Annotated in this window: 17 protein-coding genes; 3 read left to right on the top strand and 14 right to left on the bottom strand. The window is 40.8% G+C overall.

The features are described 5' to 3' along the window. Window positions 1–54: 54 nt before the first annotated feature. Complete coding sequence (locus E6C50_RS15330; RefSeq protein WP_136404112.1) at window positions 55–1,503, bottom strand: hypothetical protein; 1,449 nt, start codon at window positions 1,501–1,503, stop codon at window positions 55–57. Between the two features lie 208 nt (window positions 1,504–1,711). Here E6C50_RS15330 and E6C50_RS15325 point away from each other — a divergent pair, with 208 nt between their 5' ends. Continuing rightward, window positions 1,712–3,082 carry a PQQ-dependent sugar dehydrogenase gene (locus tag E6C50_RS15325; protein WP_136404111.1) on the top strand — a complete coding sequence of 457 codons (1,371 nt, stop codon included), beginning with the start codon at window positions 1,712–1,714 and terminating at the stop codon, window positions 3,080–3,082. 2 nt (window positions 3,083–3,084) lie between these two features. Here E6C50_RS15325 and E6C50_RS15320 read toward each other — a convergent pair whose 3' ends face one another. From E6C50_RS15320 to E6C50_RS15310, 3 genes are all read right to left on the bottom strand, one after another. Further along, window positions 3,085–4,122, bottom strand: a complete 1,038-nt coding sequence (locus E6C50_RS15320; protein WP_136404110.1) for an NADP(H)-dependent aldo-keto reductase — start codon at window positions 4,120–4,122, stop codon at window positions 3,085–3,087. Between the two features lie 94 nt (window positions 4,123–4,216). Next, window positions 4,217–5,182 carry an OmpA family protein gene (locus E6C50_RS15315; protein ID WP_136404109.1) on the bottom strand — a complete coding sequence of 322 codons (966 nt, stop codon included), beginning with the start codon at window positions 5,180–5,182 and terminating at the stop codon, window positions 4,217–4,219. A gap of 23 nt (window positions 5,183–5,205) precedes the next feature. Continuing rightward, on the bottom strand, window positions 5,206–5,967 hold the full coding sequence (locus tag E6C50_RS15310; protein WP_136404108.1) for an exodeoxyribonuclease III: 762 nt from the start codon (window positions 5,965–5,967) through the stop codon (window positions 5,206–5,208). 194 nt (window positions 5,968–6,161) lie between these two features. Between E6C50_RS15310 and E6C50_RS15305 the strand changes: the two genes are divergently transcribed. Then, the gene (locus E6C50_RS15305) at window positions 6,162–7,973 is read left to right on the top strand and encodes a GNAT family N-acyltransferase (protein ID WP_136404107.1); all 1,812 of its coding nucleotides are present in this window, start codon (window positions 6,162–6,164) and stop codon (window positions 7,971–7,973) included. 49 nt (window positions 7,974–8,022) lie between these two features. Here the strand turns inward: E6C50_RS15305 and E6C50_RS15300 are convergent, their stop codons facing one another. The 10 genes from E6C50_RS15300 to serS form a co-directional block, all read right to left on the bottom strand. Then, window positions 8,023–8,397: a DUF2752 domain-containing protein gene (locus E6C50_RS15300; RefSeq protein ID WP_230979021.1), complete on the bottom strand. Its 375-nt coding sequence runs from the start codon at window positions 8,395–8,397 to the stop codon at window positions 8,023–8,025. A 64-nt stretch (window positions 8,398–8,461) separates the two neighbouring features. Continuing rightward, complete coding sequence (locus E6C50_RS15295; RefSeq protein ID WP_136404105.1) at window positions 8,462–8,845, bottom strand: DUF4234 domain-containing protein; 384 nt, start codon at window positions 8,843–8,845, stop codon at window positions 8,462–8,464. 61 nt (window positions 8,846–8,906) lie between these two features. Continuing rightward, on the bottom strand, window positions 8,907–9,290 hold the full coding sequence (locus E6C50_RS15290; RefSeq protein WP_136404104.1) for a VOC family protein: 384 nt from the start codon (window positions 9,288–9,290) through the stop codon (window positions 8,907–8,909). 19 nt (window positions 9,291–9,309) lie between these two features. Continuing rightward, entirely contained in the window at window positions 9,310–10,263 is a 954-nt protein-coding gene (locus tag E6C50_RS15285; protein WP_136404103.1) for a 2-hydroxyacid dehydrogenase, read from the bottom strand. Next, on the bottom strand, window positions 10,260–11,039 hold the full coding sequence (gene proC / locus E6C50_RS15280; protein ID WP_136404102.1) for a pyrroline-5-carboxylate reductase: 780 nt from the start codon (window positions 11,037–11,039) through the stop codon (window positions 10,260–10,262). Before proC ends, E6C50_RS15285 begins: the two co-directional genes overlap by 4 nt. An 18-nt stretch (window positions 11,040–11,057) precedes the next feature. Beyond that, entirely contained in the window at window positions 11,058–12,410 is a 1,353-nt protein-coding gene (mgtE, locus tag E6C50_RS15275; RefSeq protein ID WP_136404101.1) for a magnesium transporter, read from the bottom strand. Further along, a complete protein-coding gene (rsmA, locus tag E6C50_RS15270; protein WP_136404100.1) occupies window positions 12,400–13,179 on the bottom strand; it encodes a 16S rRNA (adenine(1518)-N(6)/adenine(1519)-N(6))-dimethyltransferase RsmA in 780 nt (259 codons plus the stop codon). The genes mgtE and rsmA overlap by 11 nt, the downstream gene beginning before the upstream one ends. An 18-nt stretch (window positions 13,180–13,197) precedes the next feature. After that, on the bottom strand, window positions 13,198–13,509 hold the full coding sequence (locus E6C50_RS15265; RefSeq protein WP_136404099.1) for a DUF4286 family protein: 312 nt from the start codon (window positions 13,507–13,509) through the stop codon (window positions 13,198–13,200). 48 nt (window positions 13,510–13,557) lie between these two features. After that, entirely contained in the window at window positions 13,558–15,336 is a 1,779-nt protein-coding gene (locus E6C50_RS15260; protein WP_136404098.1) for a tetratricopeptide repeat protein, read from the bottom strand. A gap of 81 nt (window positions 15,337–15,417) precedes the next feature. Further along, entirely contained in the window at window positions 15,418–16,689 is a 1,272-nt protein-coding gene (serS, locus tag E6C50_RS15255; protein WP_136404097.1) for a serine--tRNA ligase, read from the bottom strand. A gap of 173 nt (window positions 16,690–16,862) precedes the next feature. Here serS and E6C50_RS15250 point away from each other — a divergent pair, with 173 nt between their 5' ends. After that, window positions 16,863–18,773: a M1 family aminopeptidase gene (locus E6C50_RS15250; protein WP_136404096.1), complete on the top strand. Its 1,911-nt coding sequence runs from the start codon at window positions 16,863–16,865 to the stop codon at window positions 18,771–18,773. Window positions 18,774–18,833 lie beyond the last annotated feature (60 nt).

Raw genomic sequence — 18,833 nt, 5'->3', positions numbered from 1 at the left:
GTAACTCAGGTCATCAAAAAAGCAAGCGGCTATATCTTTAAAGAGCAGTGTTTCTTAATCCAACTCCAATAGTTCAATATACTGTATTTCTTTTTGCTGGCTTGCCCCTGCTTCGGTAAGGGATTTTACTTTTGTAATCAGATCCACATGTCCGGAGCCTCCGTTTTCATCAACATCCGTATTGTCAACGGTATTAATCCCTGTTTTATCCCTTAAAAAATTGGTAAAGTTTGCTTTCTGTCCTTTCAGTCTGTAAGTCGGATCTCCATAAATCTTATTCATCCCGTTATTAAAATCTTCCACCAAAACATCATTGGCTTCACAATCACCCCCCCATTTCTTTTTGGGTAACTTATTTATGCTATTCAACTTCTGGTGTTCCGTGACACTGGTCGAATCGTAATGACTGGAATATTGTTCCTGAGCATCTTTAATAACCGATCTATCGATGCGATTATATTCTTTAGGTTTCGGAACTACTGCTACAAAAGCATCGTCGGACGGTAATTTTTTGGTCTGAAAATTCTGTATCGTTTTTTCCCAGAACCGGCTATTGTGGGTCTTTTCTCTTATTTCTTCCGGTTCTAAAAACCATTTTTCCATATGTTCCCAGGTTATTTCCGGATTTTTACACATATAACCAACAGCCCATGACGCGAAATCATTTGCTTCCTGCGTTTCCAATCCGGTTTTGAAATCAAATTGTTCCTTTAAATAGGCCACTACAGTATCACTGGCATTTGTTCGCCACCAGATACTATTGGGACTTACGGTTGTAATTTCTTCTTTAAACCGTTTTAAAAACGATGCAAATGTCATACTCACAACCGGTGTGGTTAGAATTTGTAAAACCGGAGCAGTAGTATTTCCAAAGGTTTTTTGTTGTTGTTCTTCAAATCCGTATAAATCGTCACTCTCCTGTTTTTGCAACCATTCCAAAGAGGATGTCACCTCACCACTGTCGTTCCACACTATTGGAATCCTTGCGAATATAGTACCTTTATAAAACAGATTTTGCTCTTTGGAGGTTTTGTCTACTTTTTTTCGGATGGCAATACCCATTTTATCTTCCAAACTATGCACATTATGGAGTTCCAATACCTGAGTACGTTTCAGATCATATCTGGTCAGAAAGACATTACAATCTCCTTTTTCTGAAAAATTCAGCACAAGATTTTCAATTGCATCAACAGGACATTCCCGTATAATTGGAAACGTATAGGATGTTATTTCTTTATCCTTAATAAAAACAGCTTCCTCCCGGTTTACTCTCAAACGATTCTCGGCGTTACAGGCATCCACAACCAATGCCAGCAATACTTCATTCAATTTTTTTGACACATGGGAAACCTTTCGTATCTCTTCATCGGACAGTCTTTTTACAGTCATTTTTTCATTTCTGGCAACCTCCTGTTTGACACCGTATTCCTGATCACATTTTTTTACCAGCGTTACATAAAACAGACTTATGATCACTGTCAAACTTTGCAGCATTTTTTTCATTCCCGAGTCAAATTAAATTTTACGTAATACATACCAAATAATAAAGAACCGTTCAGGGCATAGACTAAATTATAATATTGATTCATACAACATTACAGCAACACTCACATTGTCCTGCTAAAGTCCTTATTATACTAAAAATTAAACCGTTACAACTGTACTAAATATTTTTTTACTATTTTTACTACAAACCAACACCAACTATCCTATGAAAAAAATACTACTTACCCTGGCACTTATAGCGAGCAACATCGGTTTTTCACAGACCGTTGCACTAGAAAGTTTCGCAACCGGTTTTTCCAGTCCGGTCGAAATAACACATGCCGGCGACTCCCGTTTATTTGTAGTGGAACGCGGCGGAAACATTAAAATAGTTAATGCCAACGGAACCGTTAATCCAACACCATTTCTAACGGTAACCAGTCTAATTAGTTCCGGAGGAGAACGCGGTTTACTCGGTCTTGCCTTTCATCCGAATTATAACAGTAATGGTTATTTTTATATTAACTATACCAATACCGCAGGAAACACGGTAATTGCGCGTTACAGTGTGAATAGCAGCAATCCGAATCTTGCCGATGCGGGAAGTGCCTCTGTTTTACTTACTATTACCCAGCCATTTTCCAATCACAATGGCGGATCTGTAAAATTTGGCCCGGATGGCTATCTATACATCGGTATGGGTGATGGCGGTAGCGGTGGCGATCCCGGAAACCGGGCGCAAAATATCAACGAGTTGTTGGGTAAAATGCTGCGAATTGATGTGAATTCCGGATCACCTTATGGCATTCCGGTCAATAATCCGTATGTAGGTGTGGCTGGTGCCGACGAAATCTGGGCGATCGGCTTGCGTAATCCGTGGAAATTTTCCTTTAACCGAAACAATGGTGACTTATGGATCGCTGATGTAGGTCAGGATGCCTTCGAAGAGATTAATAAAGTAGCATCCAACCAAGCCGGACTGAACTATGGCTGGCGTTGTTATGAAGGAAACAACACCTACAATACCAGCACCGGATGTCCCGCACAATCGTCGATGACTTTTCCTCTGGCGGTTACCGCTCATAGTGCCGGAAATTGTTCGATAACCGGTGGTTATGTTTATACCGGATCACTTTACCCTAATTTCCAGAACAAATATTTCTTTACGGATTATTGTTCGCCCCGAATCGGTATGGTTGACAACAACGGAACCATAACCTACTCGACGAACTTTAGCGGTAATAGTTTTGTAACTTTTGGAGAAGATATGAATGGCGAATTGTATATCGGTGCGATTAACAGCGGAACCATCTATAAGATAAAAGACAGTTCACTAAGTACTGCCGATTTTAACCGAAACACGTTTACGATTTATCCGAATCCGGCGAAAACCGAAATCAACATCAAAGCCAATGGCAACAGCTATCCGGATACCGTTACTATTTTCGACACGAACGGAAAACAGGTTCATATTCAGAAAACAAAAAACCTGGAGCTAGTCAACATTAAAACGTCGCACTTAGCTACAGGTTTATATATTCTTCATATTACCGACAGCGAGGGTAGCACTGCTACACACAAATTGTCTGTAGAATAAAATTAAGGTGCCGGATTTGGAATATGCTCCTGGATACGATTGATTTCACGAATCATCTCCTCTGTTAAAACCACCGAATGGGTTTTAATATTTTCCTCCAGCTGTTCCAAATTCGTCGCTCCAATGATTGTTGCAGCAACAAAGGCTTGTTGTTGTACAAAGGCCAGAGCCATTTCGGTTAACGTCAATCCAAAGGAAGTGGCCAATTCCTGATATAATTTCACGGCTTTTTGAGATTGCTCGCCAGAGTAACGTGAAAAACGCGGAAACAGGTTAATTCGCGCTTTTGGCAATGGTTCTCCGGTAAGAAACTTTCCGGTAAGTGTTCCGAATCCTAATGGCGAATAGGCCAACAATCCTACCTTTTCGCGATAGCAGGTTTCGGACAAACCCACTTCAAAAGTTCGGTTTAACAACGAATACGGATTTTGAATCGTCGCAATGCGCGGTAGATTGTGCTTTTTACTTTCTTCCAGAAAGCGCATCACGCCCCATGGTGTTTCATTCGACACGCCGATATGACGAATTTTTCCTTCTTTGATCAATGCATCAAAGGTTTCCAATACGGTTTTAAAATTATCTTCCCAGGCATCCTCCTGAACGGTAAAACCGCGTTGTCCAAACATATTCGATTTCCGTTCCGGCCAGTGCAACTGATACAAATCGATATAATCCGTTTGCAGCTGCTGTAGGCTTTTATCAACCGATTCGCGAATCGTTTTATCGGTATAGCGCAAATCGTCCCGTAAATATTCCATTCCGCGGTTAGGCCCGGCAATTTTAGTTGCCAATACTACTTTATCGCGGTTTCCGGTTTTATGCAACCAACTTCCGATATAGCGTTCTGTTCTTCCGGAAGTTTCCTCACGTGCCGCAACCGGATACATTTCGGCGGTATCGATAAAAGTAACGCCTTTGTCCAAGGCAAAGTCCAACTGACTGTGTGCTTCCGCTTCTGTATTCTGCTCTCCAAATGTCATGGTTCCGAGACATATCGTACTTATTTTGATGTCCGTTCCCGGTATTACTGTGTATTTCATGCTAATTTCAGGCTCCAATTATAAGATTTCAAAAATACTAAAAACAAAAGGTTCAGCCGTACGGGCTGAACCTTTTTCACTATATAACTGTTTATTAGTTAATATCATTAAGCATTTTCGAAATTTCATCCAATTTAGGGGTCAGAATAATTTCGATTCTTCTGTTTTTTGCTTTTCCTTCTGCAGTATCGTTTGACGCAATTGGCGCAAACTCTCCTCTACCGGCTGCTGTCAGGTTCTTTTTATCGATTGCTTTGTTTTCACCCAGAATATTTACAATAGCTGTCGCTCTTTTTGTCGACAAATCCCAGTTGTTTTCGATAGCACCAACGGCACCGGCATATTTATCATTATCGGTATGTCCTTCGATCAGTACCGTAATGTCCGGATTATCGCCCAATACTTTTCCAACCGCCACAACGGCTTTTCTACCTTCGGTTCCAACCGCCCAGCTTCCGGTTCCGAATAATAGTTTGTTTTCCATCGAAACGTATACTTTTCCGTTTTTATGTTCTACCGTTAATCCTTTTCCTTCAAAAGCATTTAACGCTTTGGAAAGGGTTTCTTTTAAACGCTTCATAGAAGCTTCTTTTTCGGCGATCATATTTTCCAGTTCATTTACACGATCCGAACGGTCTTTCAGGTCATTTTTCAGTTTTTCCAGACGGTCCTTTTCAGCGGCAAGCGCTTTTTCTTTAGCCTCCAACTGCGCTAACAATTCCCGGTTTTTGTCCATATTGCTCTTTAAAGCATCATCGCTGTTTTTTTCCAGAGCCTTATACGACGACTGTAGGGTTTTCAGACTGTTTTGAGCCGCGGCATAATCGGATGCCAGTTTATCGCGTTCGGCTTTTAGCTTATCCAATTGTGATTGCAAATCTTTAGAAAGCAGATCCAACTGGTTTTTATCTTTAGTCAGCGATGTGTTTTCATCGGCCAACTGACGGTTTTCTTTTTTTAAATCGGCGTATTTTGTCTCTAAATCGGTATACAATTTTTTAGAAACGCATGAAGTGGACAACGCAAGTGCCAATACTCCAATAGACATTTTTTTAATCATTTGCTATATCAGTTTTTTCGAGTTTATTCAATTTCAACTAAAATCGGACAATGGTCGGAATGTTTGGCTTCCGGCAGTATCACAGCCCGTTTCATCCGATCGCGCAAGGGTTCACTCACCAGATTATAATCGATACGCCACCCTTTGTTATTGGCTCTGGCATTAGCGCGGTAACTCCACCAACTGTAATGGTGCGGTTCTTTGTTAAAATGACGGAAACTATCCACAAAACCACTTTTCATAAAACCGTCCAGCCAGGCGCGTTCTTCCGGCAGGAATCCCGATACTTTTGCATTTCGGATCGGATCGTGAATATCGATTGCTTCGTGACAGATGTTGTAATCGCCACAGATAATCAGGTTTGGAATTTCTTTTTTCAGGTTGTTGATGTAATTCTGAAAATCGGCCATATACATAAACTTATGATCCAGTCGGTCAATATTTGTCCCGGACGGCAAATACAGACTCATCACCGAAAACGTATCAAAATCCACGCGCAGGTTACGCCCTTCTTTATCCATATGCGGAATACCGGTTCCGAAAACCACATTGTTCGGTTTTACTTTCGACAAAATGGCCACACCGCTATAGCCTTTCTTTTCAGCCGGAAACCAGTAATGGTAAGGATATCCGGCCAGTTCGATATCCAGCAACGGGATTTGCTCCTGAGTCGCTTTAATTTCCTGAAGGCAAATCACATCCGGATCGGCACTTTTTAACCAATCCAGGAAACCTTTGGTAATGGCGGCCCGGATTCCGTTTACGTTATAAGAAATAATCTTCATTGTTTACAGTTACATTTTCCCCAAAAATAGGCAAAAACCTATAGAATTGAAACAGAAATACAGAAATAGAAACAAAACCTTCACAATCAAATACCTAAATTCCAATGCTATTAAAAATTATATAATAATAAGATAAAGCCTTTTAGCGTTTCGAGAGAATTAGTATCTTTGTTTTTCGCTCAAAACGAAATTAAATGGGTTTAGTTACCGCTAAAGAAGTTGCAAAAGCAATAAACACTGACAAATACGGTTTCTTAGGAACTTTTTCAGGCTGGTTACTGATGAAGGTGCTGAAGATTTCTACGCTTAATGCTGTATATAACAGAAATAAACATCTCAATGATGTTCCTTTTTTAAACGCCATTCTGGATGAATTTCAGATTAAGTTTGAAATTCCGGAAGAAGATTTAAAACGCCTACCCAAAGATGGCGCTTATATTACCGTTTCCAACCATCCGCTTGGTGGAATTGATGGTATTTTACTATTAAAACTGATGTTGGAGCGCGAGCCTAACTTTAAAATTATCGCCAACTTCCTGTTACACCGTATTGAGCCTTTAAAACCGTATGTAATGCCGGTAAATCCGTTTGAGAATCACAAAGATGCCAAATCGAGTGTTGCCGGAATTAAAGAAACATTACGTCACCTTAGCGAAGGAAAACCATTAGGAATCTTTCCGGCCGGAGAAGTTTCTACTTACAAAGACGACGAACTGGTTGTTGACAAACCCTGGGAAGAAGGCGCTATAAAGCTGATTAAAAAAGCACAGGTCCCTGTTGTTCCGATTTATTTTCACGCAAAAAACAGCAAATTATTTTACCTGCTGTCTAAAATAAGTCCGACGTTACGTACCGCAAAATTGCCATCTGAATTGCTTACGCAAAAAAAACGCGTGATCAAAGTACGTATCGGAAAACCGATTCCGGTAAGTGAACAATGTGAATACGAAACTATCGAAGCCTATTCGGAGTTTTTACGCCGCAAAACGTATATGCTGGCCAACTCATTCGAAAGCACCGAAAGCAAGTTATTATCAGCACCTAGTTTAAAATTACCATTACCAAAAAGCAGTCCGAAGCAAATCGCACATCCTGCGAATTACGAAAAAATCCTACAGGAAGTAACCGAATTACGCAAAGGCGATTATCGTTTGCTCCAAAGTAAAAACTACGAAGTTTTTCTGGTTACTGCGGATAAGATTCCAAATGTATTGCACGAAATCGGGCGTTTACGCGAGATCACGTTCCGCGAAGTGGGCGAAGGAACCAACGAATCGCTGGATTTAGACCAATACGATAAATATTACCACCACATGTTTTTGTGGGATGAAGAAAGCAAACAGATCGCCGGTGCCTACCGTATGGGATTGGGTTCAGATATTTATAAAAAATTTGGTATTAACGGATTTTACTTGCACGAATTATTCCGCTTTGAACCGGAATTGTATGATATGATGTCGAAATCCATTGAAATGGGACGTGCTTTTATCATCAAAGAATACCAGCAAAAACCAATGCCGTTGTTCCTGTTATGGAAAGGAATTGTACACACAACCCTACGTCATCCGGAACATCGTTATTTGATTGGCGGTGTCAGTATCAGCAACCAGTTTTCCGACTTTTCCAAATCGCTTATGATCGAGTTTATGAAGTCACATTATTACGATCCGTATATCGCGCAGTATATCCACCCTAAAAAGGAATATAAGGTAAAACTAAAAGATGCCGATAAGGATTTTGTATTTAACGAAACAGAAGCCGATCTGAATAAATTCGATAAGATTATCGATGAGGTAGAACCAGGAAGCCTACGCTTGCCGGTTTTGATCAAAAAATATATCAAACAAAATGCACGTGTAGTTGCTTTTAACGTCGATCCGCTATTTAACAATGCCGTAGACGGTTTAATGTATATCCGCATAGCCGATTTACCGGAAAGTACCGTAAAGCCCGTAATGGAAGAATTTCAGGCAGAACTGGAACGAAAGCTAAACGAAAAAGAATAAGAAAAAATATCGCAATAAACGAAAAGGCCTGAACGATTTCAGGTCTTTTTTATTTCCAGATGGATTGTCGCAAGATATCGTCGAAGGTATTGTCCGCCACAAAATAAAACAACCGTACCACGTGATACACCACTAATATAGCCGCCAGAATGTAGGCTACTTTTTTACTATAGAAAAGCGATCGGAAATAACTTTTACCCGTGACTAATTCGACCGATAAAACAATAACGGCTGCGATACACAACAGAAAAACAAACGGTCCGAATAAATGAAAATGAAGACTTCGAATCAGATCGCCTTCGTAGATATACACCAGTGATTTTGTAATCCCGCAACCCGGACAGGGAAATCCGGTAAGCATCTTAAACGGACACAGCGACTGCGCTTCATCGAGATGATTGTGTTCGTTTTGAAACGTAAGCAAAAAAGGAATTATCAGGGTTATTAATGCCCCGATAATTCCATAAATTTTGAGTTGGTTTCTATTTTTAATTGTATAGTTTGTTGATATCACTTTGAACAATCATTGCAGCTACCATAGGGAAGAAAAACCCTAAAACCAATAATAAAACCGACTGATCTTTGTTCGGCTCTCCAATTTTTTGATATACTTTAGGTAAACCATCTTTACCTGCAATATAATAGAAATACAAATTAACAGGTAAACAACATCCCGAAAAGATGGCTACCGGTTGTGAAATAATTTGTCTTTCGGCAACAGCGTTTAAAACATCTGCTACTTTAATATTCCAATAAATAAGGTACAATCCACAGGTAATAATTCCGAACACCAAAACCATGATCGGATCCACTTTAAATACCGGGATCTGAGGACTATTCCAATCCTCTGAATTTGTGCTTTTTACTTCCATTTTTTGTTTTTGATTAGGTTGGTTATGTGGCGAATATAGTACTTTTTATGTTAAAGCAATATTATTTTGGCTCCCAAAGTTCAATTTTATTTCCCTCTGGATCCAAAACCCAGCCAAATTTACCATAATCATACTCTTCCATCTCGCCCACAACTGTAACTCCTTCAGCTTTAAGCGCCTCGAGTAATCCCACCAGATTTTCTACTCTGAAATTCATCATAAACTGCTTTTCACTCGGCTCAAAATAACGGGTATTTGCCGCAAATGGCGACCATTGTGTCAGTCCGTCGTTTCCTTCTTCATCTTTCCAGGCAAACGACCATCCATAATCGCCAACCGGAATTCCAAGGCGCTCTCGATACCATTGTTTTACCGTATTCGGGTCGTCACATTTAAAGAAAAAACCGCCAATTCCGGTTACTCTTTTGATTTCTTTTTTATCCATAATTTAAGTTTGTCTTTGGTTAATTATTACAACATGCGATTATCTTATCAACGATTACCTGAGCCAGTTTTTCCTTACTTTCAATAGTCCACCCGGCAATATGCGGTGTTACTAGCACATTCTCGGCCTGCAATAAATATTGTAATGCTTCCGGTGTTTTATCATCTGTAAATAAATTTTCAAAAGACAGCTTTTCATATTCCAGCACATCCAATCCGGCACCCAATACTTTCCCCTGAATCAGTGCAGTAACCAGATCGGCCGTAACTACGCTATTTCCCCGTGCCGTATTGATAAACCAAAACGGTTTGGAAAACGCTTCGATAAAAGAAGTGTTGATCATTTTATCTGTTTCCGGTGTCCAGGGCGTATGCAAACTTAGCACATCGGCTTTTTTCTGCAATTCCAGCAACGATACTTGTCTGGCATTGGCATCACCCACATGATCGAGAATATCATAACAAAGCACCTCGACCTCAAAACCGCGTAGTTTTTTCGCAAACGATTTCCCCATATTCCCATAACCTATAATACCAACGGTCTTTCCATCGAGTTCATAGCCGCGATTGGCTTCGCGGTTCCAATGACCGCTACGCACCTCACGATCGGCTTTATTTAACTTATTCAACAGTGACAAAAGCATTCCCAGAGCATGTTCTCCAACGGCATTTCGATTTCCTTCCGGAGCAGCAATCAGATGCACTCCTTTTTCAATGGCATAATCACAGTCGATACTTTCCAAACCGGCACCCACTCTGGCAATAAACTTTAAGTTTGTTGCTTTATCCAGAAAGGTTTTATCGATTTTAAACCGACTTCTAATCACAATTCCGTGGTATTCGTGGATTTTGGCTTCGACGGCTTCTTTAGACGATTTATAGTCCTCATGATTTTCGAAACCGGCCGCGACCAATCTGTCCCATAAAACCGGGTGATTACTGTCGATATGTAGAATTTTTACAGGCTGTTTCATATCCCTTTAATATTGTTTAACGATGTTTTAATTCCTTTGATCAGCGACGAACTGAATCCCTGGTGTTCCATTTCATTTAGTCCCGCTATAGTACAACCTTTAGGCGTTGTTACACGATCGATTAACTGTTCCGGATGTACTTTTTCCTGCAAAGCCATTTCGGCCGCACCTTTAACGGTTTGTGACGCGATAGCCAGTGCCGTTTGTGCATCGAAACCAATTTCGATACCCGCCTGCATTGCGGCACGAATATAGCGCAAAGCATAGGCTGTTCCGCAAGCGCCGAGAACCGTAGCCGCATCCATCATTTTTTCGTCGATAACTACTACCGATCCCAATTGTTCCAACACGTTTAAAAAAGGCTTCACCGTAGTCTGATCTTCCTCCCGAACCGTTACACAGGTTGCAGACGATCCGAACTGAATGGCGATATTGGGCATAATCCGGATGGCCAGTGCGGTTTCACCTAACTGCTCCTGTAGCATTTCCATAGAAAGACCACTAACCGCTGAGGCGACAATTTTATCTTTTAAAAACGGTTTTAATTCCGAAATAATTGCAGCTACCTGATAGGGTTTGACCGTCAACACGACCACATCGGCCATTTGAACCGCATTTTTATTGTCGGAAGAAAGCAAAATCCCATCCGATTCCAAAAAACGGATCGCCTCCGGATTCCTTCTGGTCACGATCACCTGATTACCCCTTGTAAAACGGACAATACCCAAAGCGATGGCGGTACCTAAATTACCACCACCTATAACTACAATTTTCATAAGAACCGTTTTTTATGATTAAAAGCCTAAGATCATTTTGGCTATGGAAAAGTAAATCAGAATTCCGCAGATATCATTACTGGTTGTAATAAAAGGCCCGGTGGCCAATGCGGGGTCAATACCATACCGGTTTAACGTCATGGGGATAAAGGTTCCCAGTACAGACGCCGTGACAATCACGGAAAGCAGGGCTACCGTAACGGTAATTCCCAGCATAAAGTTCACATTTAAAAGAAAATGGCTACCGATTAACAGAATAACACCTAAAATCAATCCGTTTAACAAACTCAGCGTAACCTCTTTTAATAGTCGACTCCATAACGAACCGCTTAATGTATTATTCGCAAGACCCTGAACAATAATCGCTGATGATTGCACACCAACATTTCCGGCCATTGCAGCGATTAGCGGTGTAAAAAAGAACAATTCCGGATGATTATCCATCGCGCCGTCGAAAAGGCCTAATACGCGTACACTGATAAAACCGCCCAGCAACGCCAATACCAACCACGGTAAACGCGCACGGGTCAGTTCCAGAATACTATCATCCGCCTCAACGTCTTGCGAGATACCGGCCGCCAACTGGTAATCCTTGTCGGCTTCTTCCTTGATCACGTCAACGATATCATCGATCGTAATGCGCCCCACCAATCGTCCTAATTCGTCGATTACCGGGATGGCCTCCAAGTCATATTTTTGCATGATCCGAGCCACTTCCACGTCTTTGGTATCGACTTTTACATAGTCGACTTTTTTAATATATACTTCGCTAATTGGCGTCTTGGTTGATGTTGTCAACAAGTCTTTTAACGACAAACGCCCTTTTAGTCTTTCTTCATCATCCACCACATAAATCGAATGTACGCGGGAAACGTTTTCCGCCTGATGGCGCATTTCCTTTACGCAAGTAAGCACGTTCCAGTTTTCGTTCACTTTTACAAGCTCTTTCGCCATTAACCCCCCAGCTGTATCTTCGTCATAACGCAACAAGTCGACAATATCCTTGGCGTGTTCAACGTCTTCCAGCTCGGAAATAACTTCTTCTTTTTTCGATTGTGGCAATTCCGCGATAATATCGGCCGCGTCATCCGTATTCAACTCATCCAGCTCCTCGGCGATTTCTTTTGCCGAAAGATTTCTTAAGATTTTTTCGCGGACTTCTTCATCTAATTCGAGAAGGATTTCCGCTGTTTTTTCACTGTCGAGTATTTTAAAAAGATAGCTTGCCTCGTAATCATCGAGTTCCTCCATGATTTCGGCAATATCAGCATAGTGAATCTCCTGGAGCAAATTTTCAAGTTCGTTCCCTTTGTTTTCACTGATTAGTTGCTCAATCTGAGCAATAAAGTCTCTGCTGATTTTAAACTCCATCGGCGGCTATTTTTTGAGTGAGTTCGATAAATTGTTCTACGGATAATTGTTCCGGACGGAGGTCAAAGATACTATCTTCTCTTAAATTATCCGACAACTGGAATGTTTTTAAACTATTTCTTAATGTTTTTCGACGTTGGTTAAAAGCGGTTTTTACCACGTTAAAAAACATTTTTTCATCGCATGGCAATTTGTAGTTTTCTTTTCGACGCATCCGCATTACACCCGACTTCACTTTTGGTGGTGGTGTAAACACGTGTTCCGACACCGTAAACAAGTATTCCGCATCGTAAAAAGCCTGAACCAAAACCGATAATATACCGTAGGCTTTACTTCCTTTTTTCTCGCAAATCCGTTCGGCTACTTCTTTTTGGAACATGCCCGAAAACTCCGGAATTCGATCCCGCATTTCCAGTACGCGGAAAACAATTTGCGACGAAATATTGTACGGAAAATTCCCGATAATCGCCAACGGATCCTCTCCAAACGTTTCCGAAAGGTTGTAGCGTAAAAAATCTTTTGAAATGATACGATTGGACAACTTCAGATAATGCGTTTGCAGATACTCCACCGATTCGGTATCGATTTCGATCACATAGGTTTCGATTGGTTTTTCCAGAAGATACTTGGTTAGCACTCCCATACCCGGGCCGATTTCCAACACTTTCTGATATCCATTCAGGGTTAGTGTATCAGCTATTTTTTGGGCAATATTTTCATCATTCAGGAAGTGTTGTCCCAAATGTTTTTTAGCTCTTACCTTATCCATACTTCGTTTTTAAGGCTGTTAATGATCGCTGATCAATTCTAATTCCGTACGGAACGCCAGCATTTTATCTCCGAAAAGCGCAAATCCTTCTGCTCTCAGGCGTGGCGCGTCTTCGTCGTAATACCGTTGCAACGTTTCCTTACTATCGGTTGTATACTGAATGGAATAGGTTACACCGCCCATTTCTTCCTCCACCAACACTTTTACCATTCGCGCCGTTGAAAACTTTCCGGTAGCCATTACATCGGCTATATGCTTCTCCTGCATCCATTTCATCCACTGGTCATGTACACTCTCGTGTATATTGATCGTCACATTGTAAATAATCATCTTTTAAAACTTAAGTTATTTCCCTCCTAACAACTGTCGGCCTGGGTTTTATAAATTGTTATCCCCTCGTAATTTTCTGTAGTTATTCCGGGCGTCTACGTAGTATATACTATCCTGATGGTTAAAAATAACCTTTTCATACAAGGCTTTGGCTTTTTCAATATCGGGTAAATCCTTTCGGTAAATTTCAGCCGAAAAAAACAAGGCTTCGTCTACATAAATCCCTTCGGCATGTTTTTCGATAATCTCCTGGTAGACTTTTAACGCCTCGGCATATTCTTTTTTCTCTTCCAGAATACGTCCGATTTTCAAGAGCGTTTCGTCTTCAACACTTTGTCCTTTGTGTTCTTTTAAAAGCGTACGAAATCCGTTTAAAGCTTCGTCTGTTTTATTTTGATACAACAGGAAATCGGCTTTGGCAAATTTCTTTAACGCCACTCGCGTACTATCCTGTGTAGTATGATCATTAATCAATAAAAATAATTCCAAAGCGTCGTTGGCGATCAACTGAGACGAAGAAGCTTTTAGCACTTTGAACTGTTGTTGTGCCCAGTCGAAATCGCCTTTAAAATAGCTGGCTTTTGCCATTTTCAGACTGGCTTCGTGTCCGACTTCATCGTTTTTTAAATCGTCTTCAATCTGCGCATAATAGATAATCGCCTGATTGAATTTTTCATCCAGTAACAACACATCGGCAAGTTCCATTTTCACGTCGGCTTTCTGATAATTGTTCAGTGGTAAATCCAAGGCATTGGTCAATATCTGGCGTGCGGTTTCAAATTGTTTTAGATAGAAGGCTTCAAAATGCGCTTTTAAAACCTGAAGTCGCAACGAGTACGGTGAAATGCCGTATTGTTTTAGCAACAGGTTTATTTTTTCCTGGATTAGCGGATATTCTTTTGGTGTCGCCTTTTCGATATCCATCGTCAACAATTGATAATGGGCTTCCATTTGCAAATCCAGATCCTGAGTATTGAGCAATATAAAATCGAGAATTTCTTTTGCCGTATCGTTTTCCTGTTCCTGAACGGCTAGTTTGGCCAGGTTAATGATCGTATAAAAATTATCCGGATTTCGTTTAAAAATGGCTTTTTCCTGAATAAAGGCTTTTCCGTATTCCTTTTGCTGTACAAAAAACCAGCTTAGAAACTGGTTCCAGAAAATATCCTGTGTTTTTTGCGTACGAATCAACAATGCTTTCCGAAGATTGGTATTGAACGATTCCTGTGTATCTTCCATCATAAAACGCGCCAACTGACTTTGCACCAACGGAGCATTTTGCGGATTGCGATAGGCATAATCGAGTAGTTTGTCTACCATTAATTCCAGATTTCCCAATTGTCCTTGAAGTAAGGCAATCTGATAATCGAAATTAAAACTTGGATTCCCTGCCGTTCCCAAATCGTAGGCTTTTAAAGCTTGTTCGAGCAAAACTTTCTGCTCGAAAAGACTGGCGACTCCATAAACATTATTCGGATTTTCTTTGATAATGTCCAATGCTTTTTGGTAGGCTTTATTGGCTTTATCCATCTCCTTTTGCAGCTGGTAATTGTATCCCAGTTCTACGTAAAGGTTATTTTGCTTAAAACGGTCGATCCGGATTCGGATCATTTCTTCCGCTTTGGCATATTGTTTTAGCTGTTGGTAGCACGCGACCTGTTTTTGGAAATACTGGTAGTTATTCGGTTGCGTTTTCAGCAGATCTTCGTAGATCACCATTGCTTTTTCAAACTCTCCCCTATCGAAATAGTTTTGCGCAAGCTGTTCGTTTTGTGCAAAAACAAACACCGAGCATAACAAAGCGATATAGGAAAAAAAGTTTTTCATGATATGGTTATCCTAAAAAAACAATGTACTAATGTAGCCATTTTTGAGCTAATTAGTACATTGTTGAGTTATAAGATTTTATTAATTAATGATGTCAAATCCGGTGTATGGACGCAATACTTCCGGAATTACGATTCCTTCCGGAGTCTGATAGTTTTCCAGAATTCCGGCCAGTACTCTTGGCAAAGCCAATGAACTTCCGTTAAGCGTGTGTGCCAAATGATTTTTCCCGTCTTTATCTCTGAAACGCAATTTCAAACGATTCGCCTGATAGGTTTCGAAATTCGACACAGAGCTAATTTCCAACCAACGATCCTGAGCGGTTGAAAACACTTCGAAATCGTAAGTCAAAGCTGAAGTGAATCCCATATCGCCACCACATAAACGCAAGATACGGTATGGCAATTTCAATTCCTGTAACAGAACTTTTACGTGTTCAACCATTCCTTCCAAAGCTTCGTATGATTTTTCCGGATGTTCAATTCGTACGATTTCCACTTTATCAAACTGATGCAAACGGTTTAATCCACGAACGTGTGCTCCGTATGAACCTGCTTCACGACGGAAACACGGCGTATATCCGGTACACATTACCGGTAATTCATTTTCCTGTAAAATAACATCGCGGAACATATTCGTAACCGGTACTTCGGCCGTTGGAATCAGATATAAATCGTCGATACCCACGTGATACATTTGCCCTTCTTTATCCGGCAACTGTCCCGTTCCGTAACCAGACGCCTCGTTGATTAGGTGTGGTACTTGATATTCTTTATAACCGGCATCGGTATTTTTATCCAGGAAATAGGAGATCAACGCTCGTTGTAAACGCGCTCCTTTTCCTTTATACACCGGGAAACCGGCACCGGAAATTTTGGTTCCCAGTTCAAAATCGATAATGTCGTATTTTTTTGCCAACTCCCAGTGTGGCAAAGCACCTTCGTGCAATACCGGAATGGTTCCTTCCTCAAAAACGGTTTCGTTATCATCGGCTGATTTACCTACCGGAACCACATCGGCCGGCATATTTGGTAATTTGTACAACTCGTGAATCATCTGATCCGAAACGGTATTCAAAACTTCATTCAGTTCTTTACTTTTCTCTTTTAAAGAAGTTGTTTTTTCCTTTAGGATTTCAGCTTTGGCTTTTTCACCACTTTTCATCAACTCACCGATGTCTTTCGATAGTTTGTTCGATTCCGCCAAAATATTGTCCAATTCCACTTGCGTTGCGCGGCGCTTTTCATCTAAAGCCACCACTTCTTCAACCATTGCTTTAGCGTCTAAATTTCTTTTTGCTAAAGCCTGGATTACTTTTTCCTGGTTTTCTCTAATAAATGCTATCTGTAACATAGTATAATGATTTTATGGTCAGCAAATTTAAGGAATTGTTTTATATAATAGGACGGGCAATTTTACAAAGCGGAGACAGAATTCGGTCCTACAGAGCCAAAAACATATTATTCGAATATTTTAAGCCTATATTTTGTATTATTCCTTAAATTTGGCAAACTTTACTAAAATTTATGAAAAACTATTTCTTAATTTTTGCATTACTGGCAACCACTTTTTCGTTCGCCCAAACCGAAGAAGCTGATTTTTCCAGGATGGTCGAGGCCGAAATGAAGGCCGCTTCCAGTATCATGCAATTTGCGGCGAATGCCAATACTCAGAATTACGACATTACCTATCACAAGCTCGAATTCACGGTAGATCCGGCCAATTATTTTATTTCCGGAGTGGTGACAACCAATTTTACGGCCAAACAAAACATGAACACCGTCACCTTCGACCTTACAAATGTTCTGACCGTGAGCAGTGTTAAACAAGGAAACACCAGTCTTATGTTTACTCAAAATGCAAACGACGAATTGGTAATCACTCTACCCACAACATTAACATCCGGCGCTTCGAGTTCGGTGGTGATAACCTATTCCGGCGCGCCAGCTACCGCAAATAACGCTTTCACCGCGAGTTATCATTCCGGGAATCCGATTATCTGGACACTTTCCGAGCCCTATGGCGCCAAAGACTGGTGGCCATGCAAACAAGACCTTAACGACAAAGTCAACAGTATCGACGTTTACATTACCGCACCATCACAATATGTGAGTGTTGCCAACGGTCTACAGGTTGGCGCGACTACTAGTAACGGAAACAAGACCACGCATTTCCACCACAGCTATCCGATTCCAGCCTATCTGATCGCCATAGCTGTGACCAATTATCAGATTTACAATCAGGTTGGCGGTGTGGCACCCAATACTTTTCCAATCGTTAATTATCTGTATCCGGAAAACGCATTTACAAGCCAGACTAGTTTAGCACCTACCCCTACAATCATCAACCTATATGAAACATTGATTGGTCCGTATCCGTTTCGAAATGAAAAATACGGTCACGCGCAATGCGGATTTGGAGGCGGAATGGAACATACCACTGTTTCGTTTATGGGTGGTTTTAGCAGAAGTCTGATTGCTCACGAAATGGCGCACCAATGGTTTGGCGACAAAGTAACCTGCGGCAGCTGGAAAGACATTTGGCTTAACGAAGGCATCACCGAATTTATGTCGGGAATGGTGGTTAAAAATCTGGACGGTAATAGCGCCTTTATCAGCTGGAAAGATGGAAAAACAAACAGCATCACCGCTTCTCCGGATGGCAATTTATATTTAACCGACGCCCAACTATCCAATGTGGGTCGTATTTTCAGCAATCGTATCACCTATAACAAGGGCTCTATGGTCACCAATATGTTGCGATTTAAAATGGGGGACACCAACTTTTTCCAGGCACTTCGCAATTACCTAAACGATCCGGCACTAGCCTACGGTTATGCTATTACACCACAACTACAAGCCCATCTTGAAGCTGTTTCCGGAATGAACCTTACCGAATTCTTTAACGATTGGATATATAACGAAGGTTATCCGTCCTACAACATCACCGTTCAGAATATTGGTGCGGGACAAGCCAAAATAAAGGTAACCCAAACACAATCCCATCCCTCAGTGAGCTATTTTGAAATGCCACTTCCAATCCGTTTAAAAAACGGCACACAAACACAGGATGTTATTGTAGACAACACCTTTAATGGACAGGAGTTTATTCTATCGGTTCCTTTTACCGTTACCAGTTTCGAATTCGATCCGGAAAAAGATATTATTTCCAAAAACAATACGACTTCTTTAGACACCCGTTCGTTTGACATTTCCGATACTATTCTGTTATATCCAAACCCGTCCAGCGACCGTGTTACCATTCAGTTACCGACCAACATCGAACTGAAAAACATTGAAATTTACAACGCTTTGGGACAGTTAGTCAGCACTCAAACCAAGTCGGAATTTTCGGTAAGCACCTTATCCAACGGAATCCATTTCATAAAAATCAATACTTCCGAAGGTGTCTTTCATAAAAATTTTATAAAAAAATAGGCAATCTGTAATTCCATGATAAAAAGTAAGGTGAAAACCTTACTTTTGTCGTTTACAATA

Origin of the sequence: Flavobacterium supellecticarium, assembly GCF_004801375.1 — a bacterium.
Classification (GTDB): Bacteria; Bacteroidota; Bacteroidia; order Flavobacteriales; family Flavobacteriaceae; genus Flavobacterium; species Flavobacterium supellecticarium.
Note: the sequence above shows the minus strand (reverse complement) of the source record. Positions and strands in the feature narration are given on the sequence as shown.

Excerpts from the sequence above, each read along its gene's own strand:
- E6C50_RS15330 (WP_136404112.1), bottom strand. The coding sequence starts at position 1,503 with ATGAAAAAAATGCTGCAAAGTTTGACAGTGATCATAAGTCTGTTTTAT.
- E6C50_RS15325 (WP_136404111.1), top strand. The coding sequence starts at position 1,712 with ATGAAAAAAATACTACTTACCCTGGCACTTATAGCGAGCAACATCGGT.
- E6C50_RS15320 (WP_136404110.1), bottom strand. The coding sequence starts at position 4,122 with ATGAAATACACAGTAATACCGGGAACGGACATCAAAATAAGTACGATA.
- E6C50_RS15315 (WP_136404109.1), bottom strand. The coding sequence starts at position 5,182 with ATGATTAAAAAAATGTCTATTGGAGTATTGGCACTTGCGTTGTCCACT.
- E6C50_RS15310 (WP_136404108.1), bottom strand. The coding sequence starts at position 5,967 with ATGAAGATTATTTCTTATAACGTAAACGGAATCCGGGCCGCCATTACC.
- E6C50_RS15305 (WP_136404107.1), top strand. The coding sequence starts at position 6,162 with ATGGGTTTAGTTACCGCTAAAGAAGTTGCAAAAGCAATAAACACTGAC.
- E6C50_RS15295 (WP_136404105.1), bottom strand. The coding sequence starts at position 8,845 with ATGGAAGTAAAAAGCACAAATTCAGAGGATTGGAATAGTCCTCAGATC.
- E6C50_RS15290 (WP_136404104.1), bottom strand. The coding sequence starts at position 9,290 with ATGGATAAAAAAGAAATCAAAAGAGTAACCGGAATTGGCGGTTTTTTC.
- E6C50_RS15285 (WP_136404103.1), bottom strand. The coding sequence starts at position 10,263 with ATGAAACAGCCTGTAAAAATTCTACATATCGACAGTAATCACCCGGTT.
- proC (WP_136404102.1), bottom strand. The coding sequence starts at position 11,039 with ATGAAAATTGTAGTTATAGGTGGTGGTAATTTAGGTACCGCCATCGCT.
- mgtE (WP_136404101.1), bottom strand. The coding sequence starts at position 12,410 with ATGGAGTTTAAAATCAGCAGAGACTTTATTGCTCAGATTGAGCAACTA.
- rsmA (WP_136404100.1), bottom strand. The coding sequence starts at position 13,179 with ATGGATAAGGTAAGAGCTAAAAAACATTTGGGACAACACTTCCTGAAT.
- E6C50_RS15265 (WP_136404099.1), bottom strand. The coding sequence starts at position 13,509 with ATGATTATTTACAATGTGACGATCAATATACACGAGAGTGTACATGAC.
- E6C50_RS15260 (WP_136404098.1), bottom strand. The coding sequence starts at position 15,336 with ATGAAAAACTTTTTTTCCTATATCGCTTTGTTATGCTCGGTGTTTGTT.
- serS (WP_136404097.1), bottom strand. The coding sequence starts at position 16,689 with ATGTTACAGATAGCATTTATTAGAGAAAACCAGGAAAAAGTAATCCAG.
- E6C50_RS15250 (WP_136404096.1), top strand. The coding sequence starts at position 16,863 with ATGAAAAACTATTTCTTAATTTTTGCATTACTGGCAACCACTTTTTCG.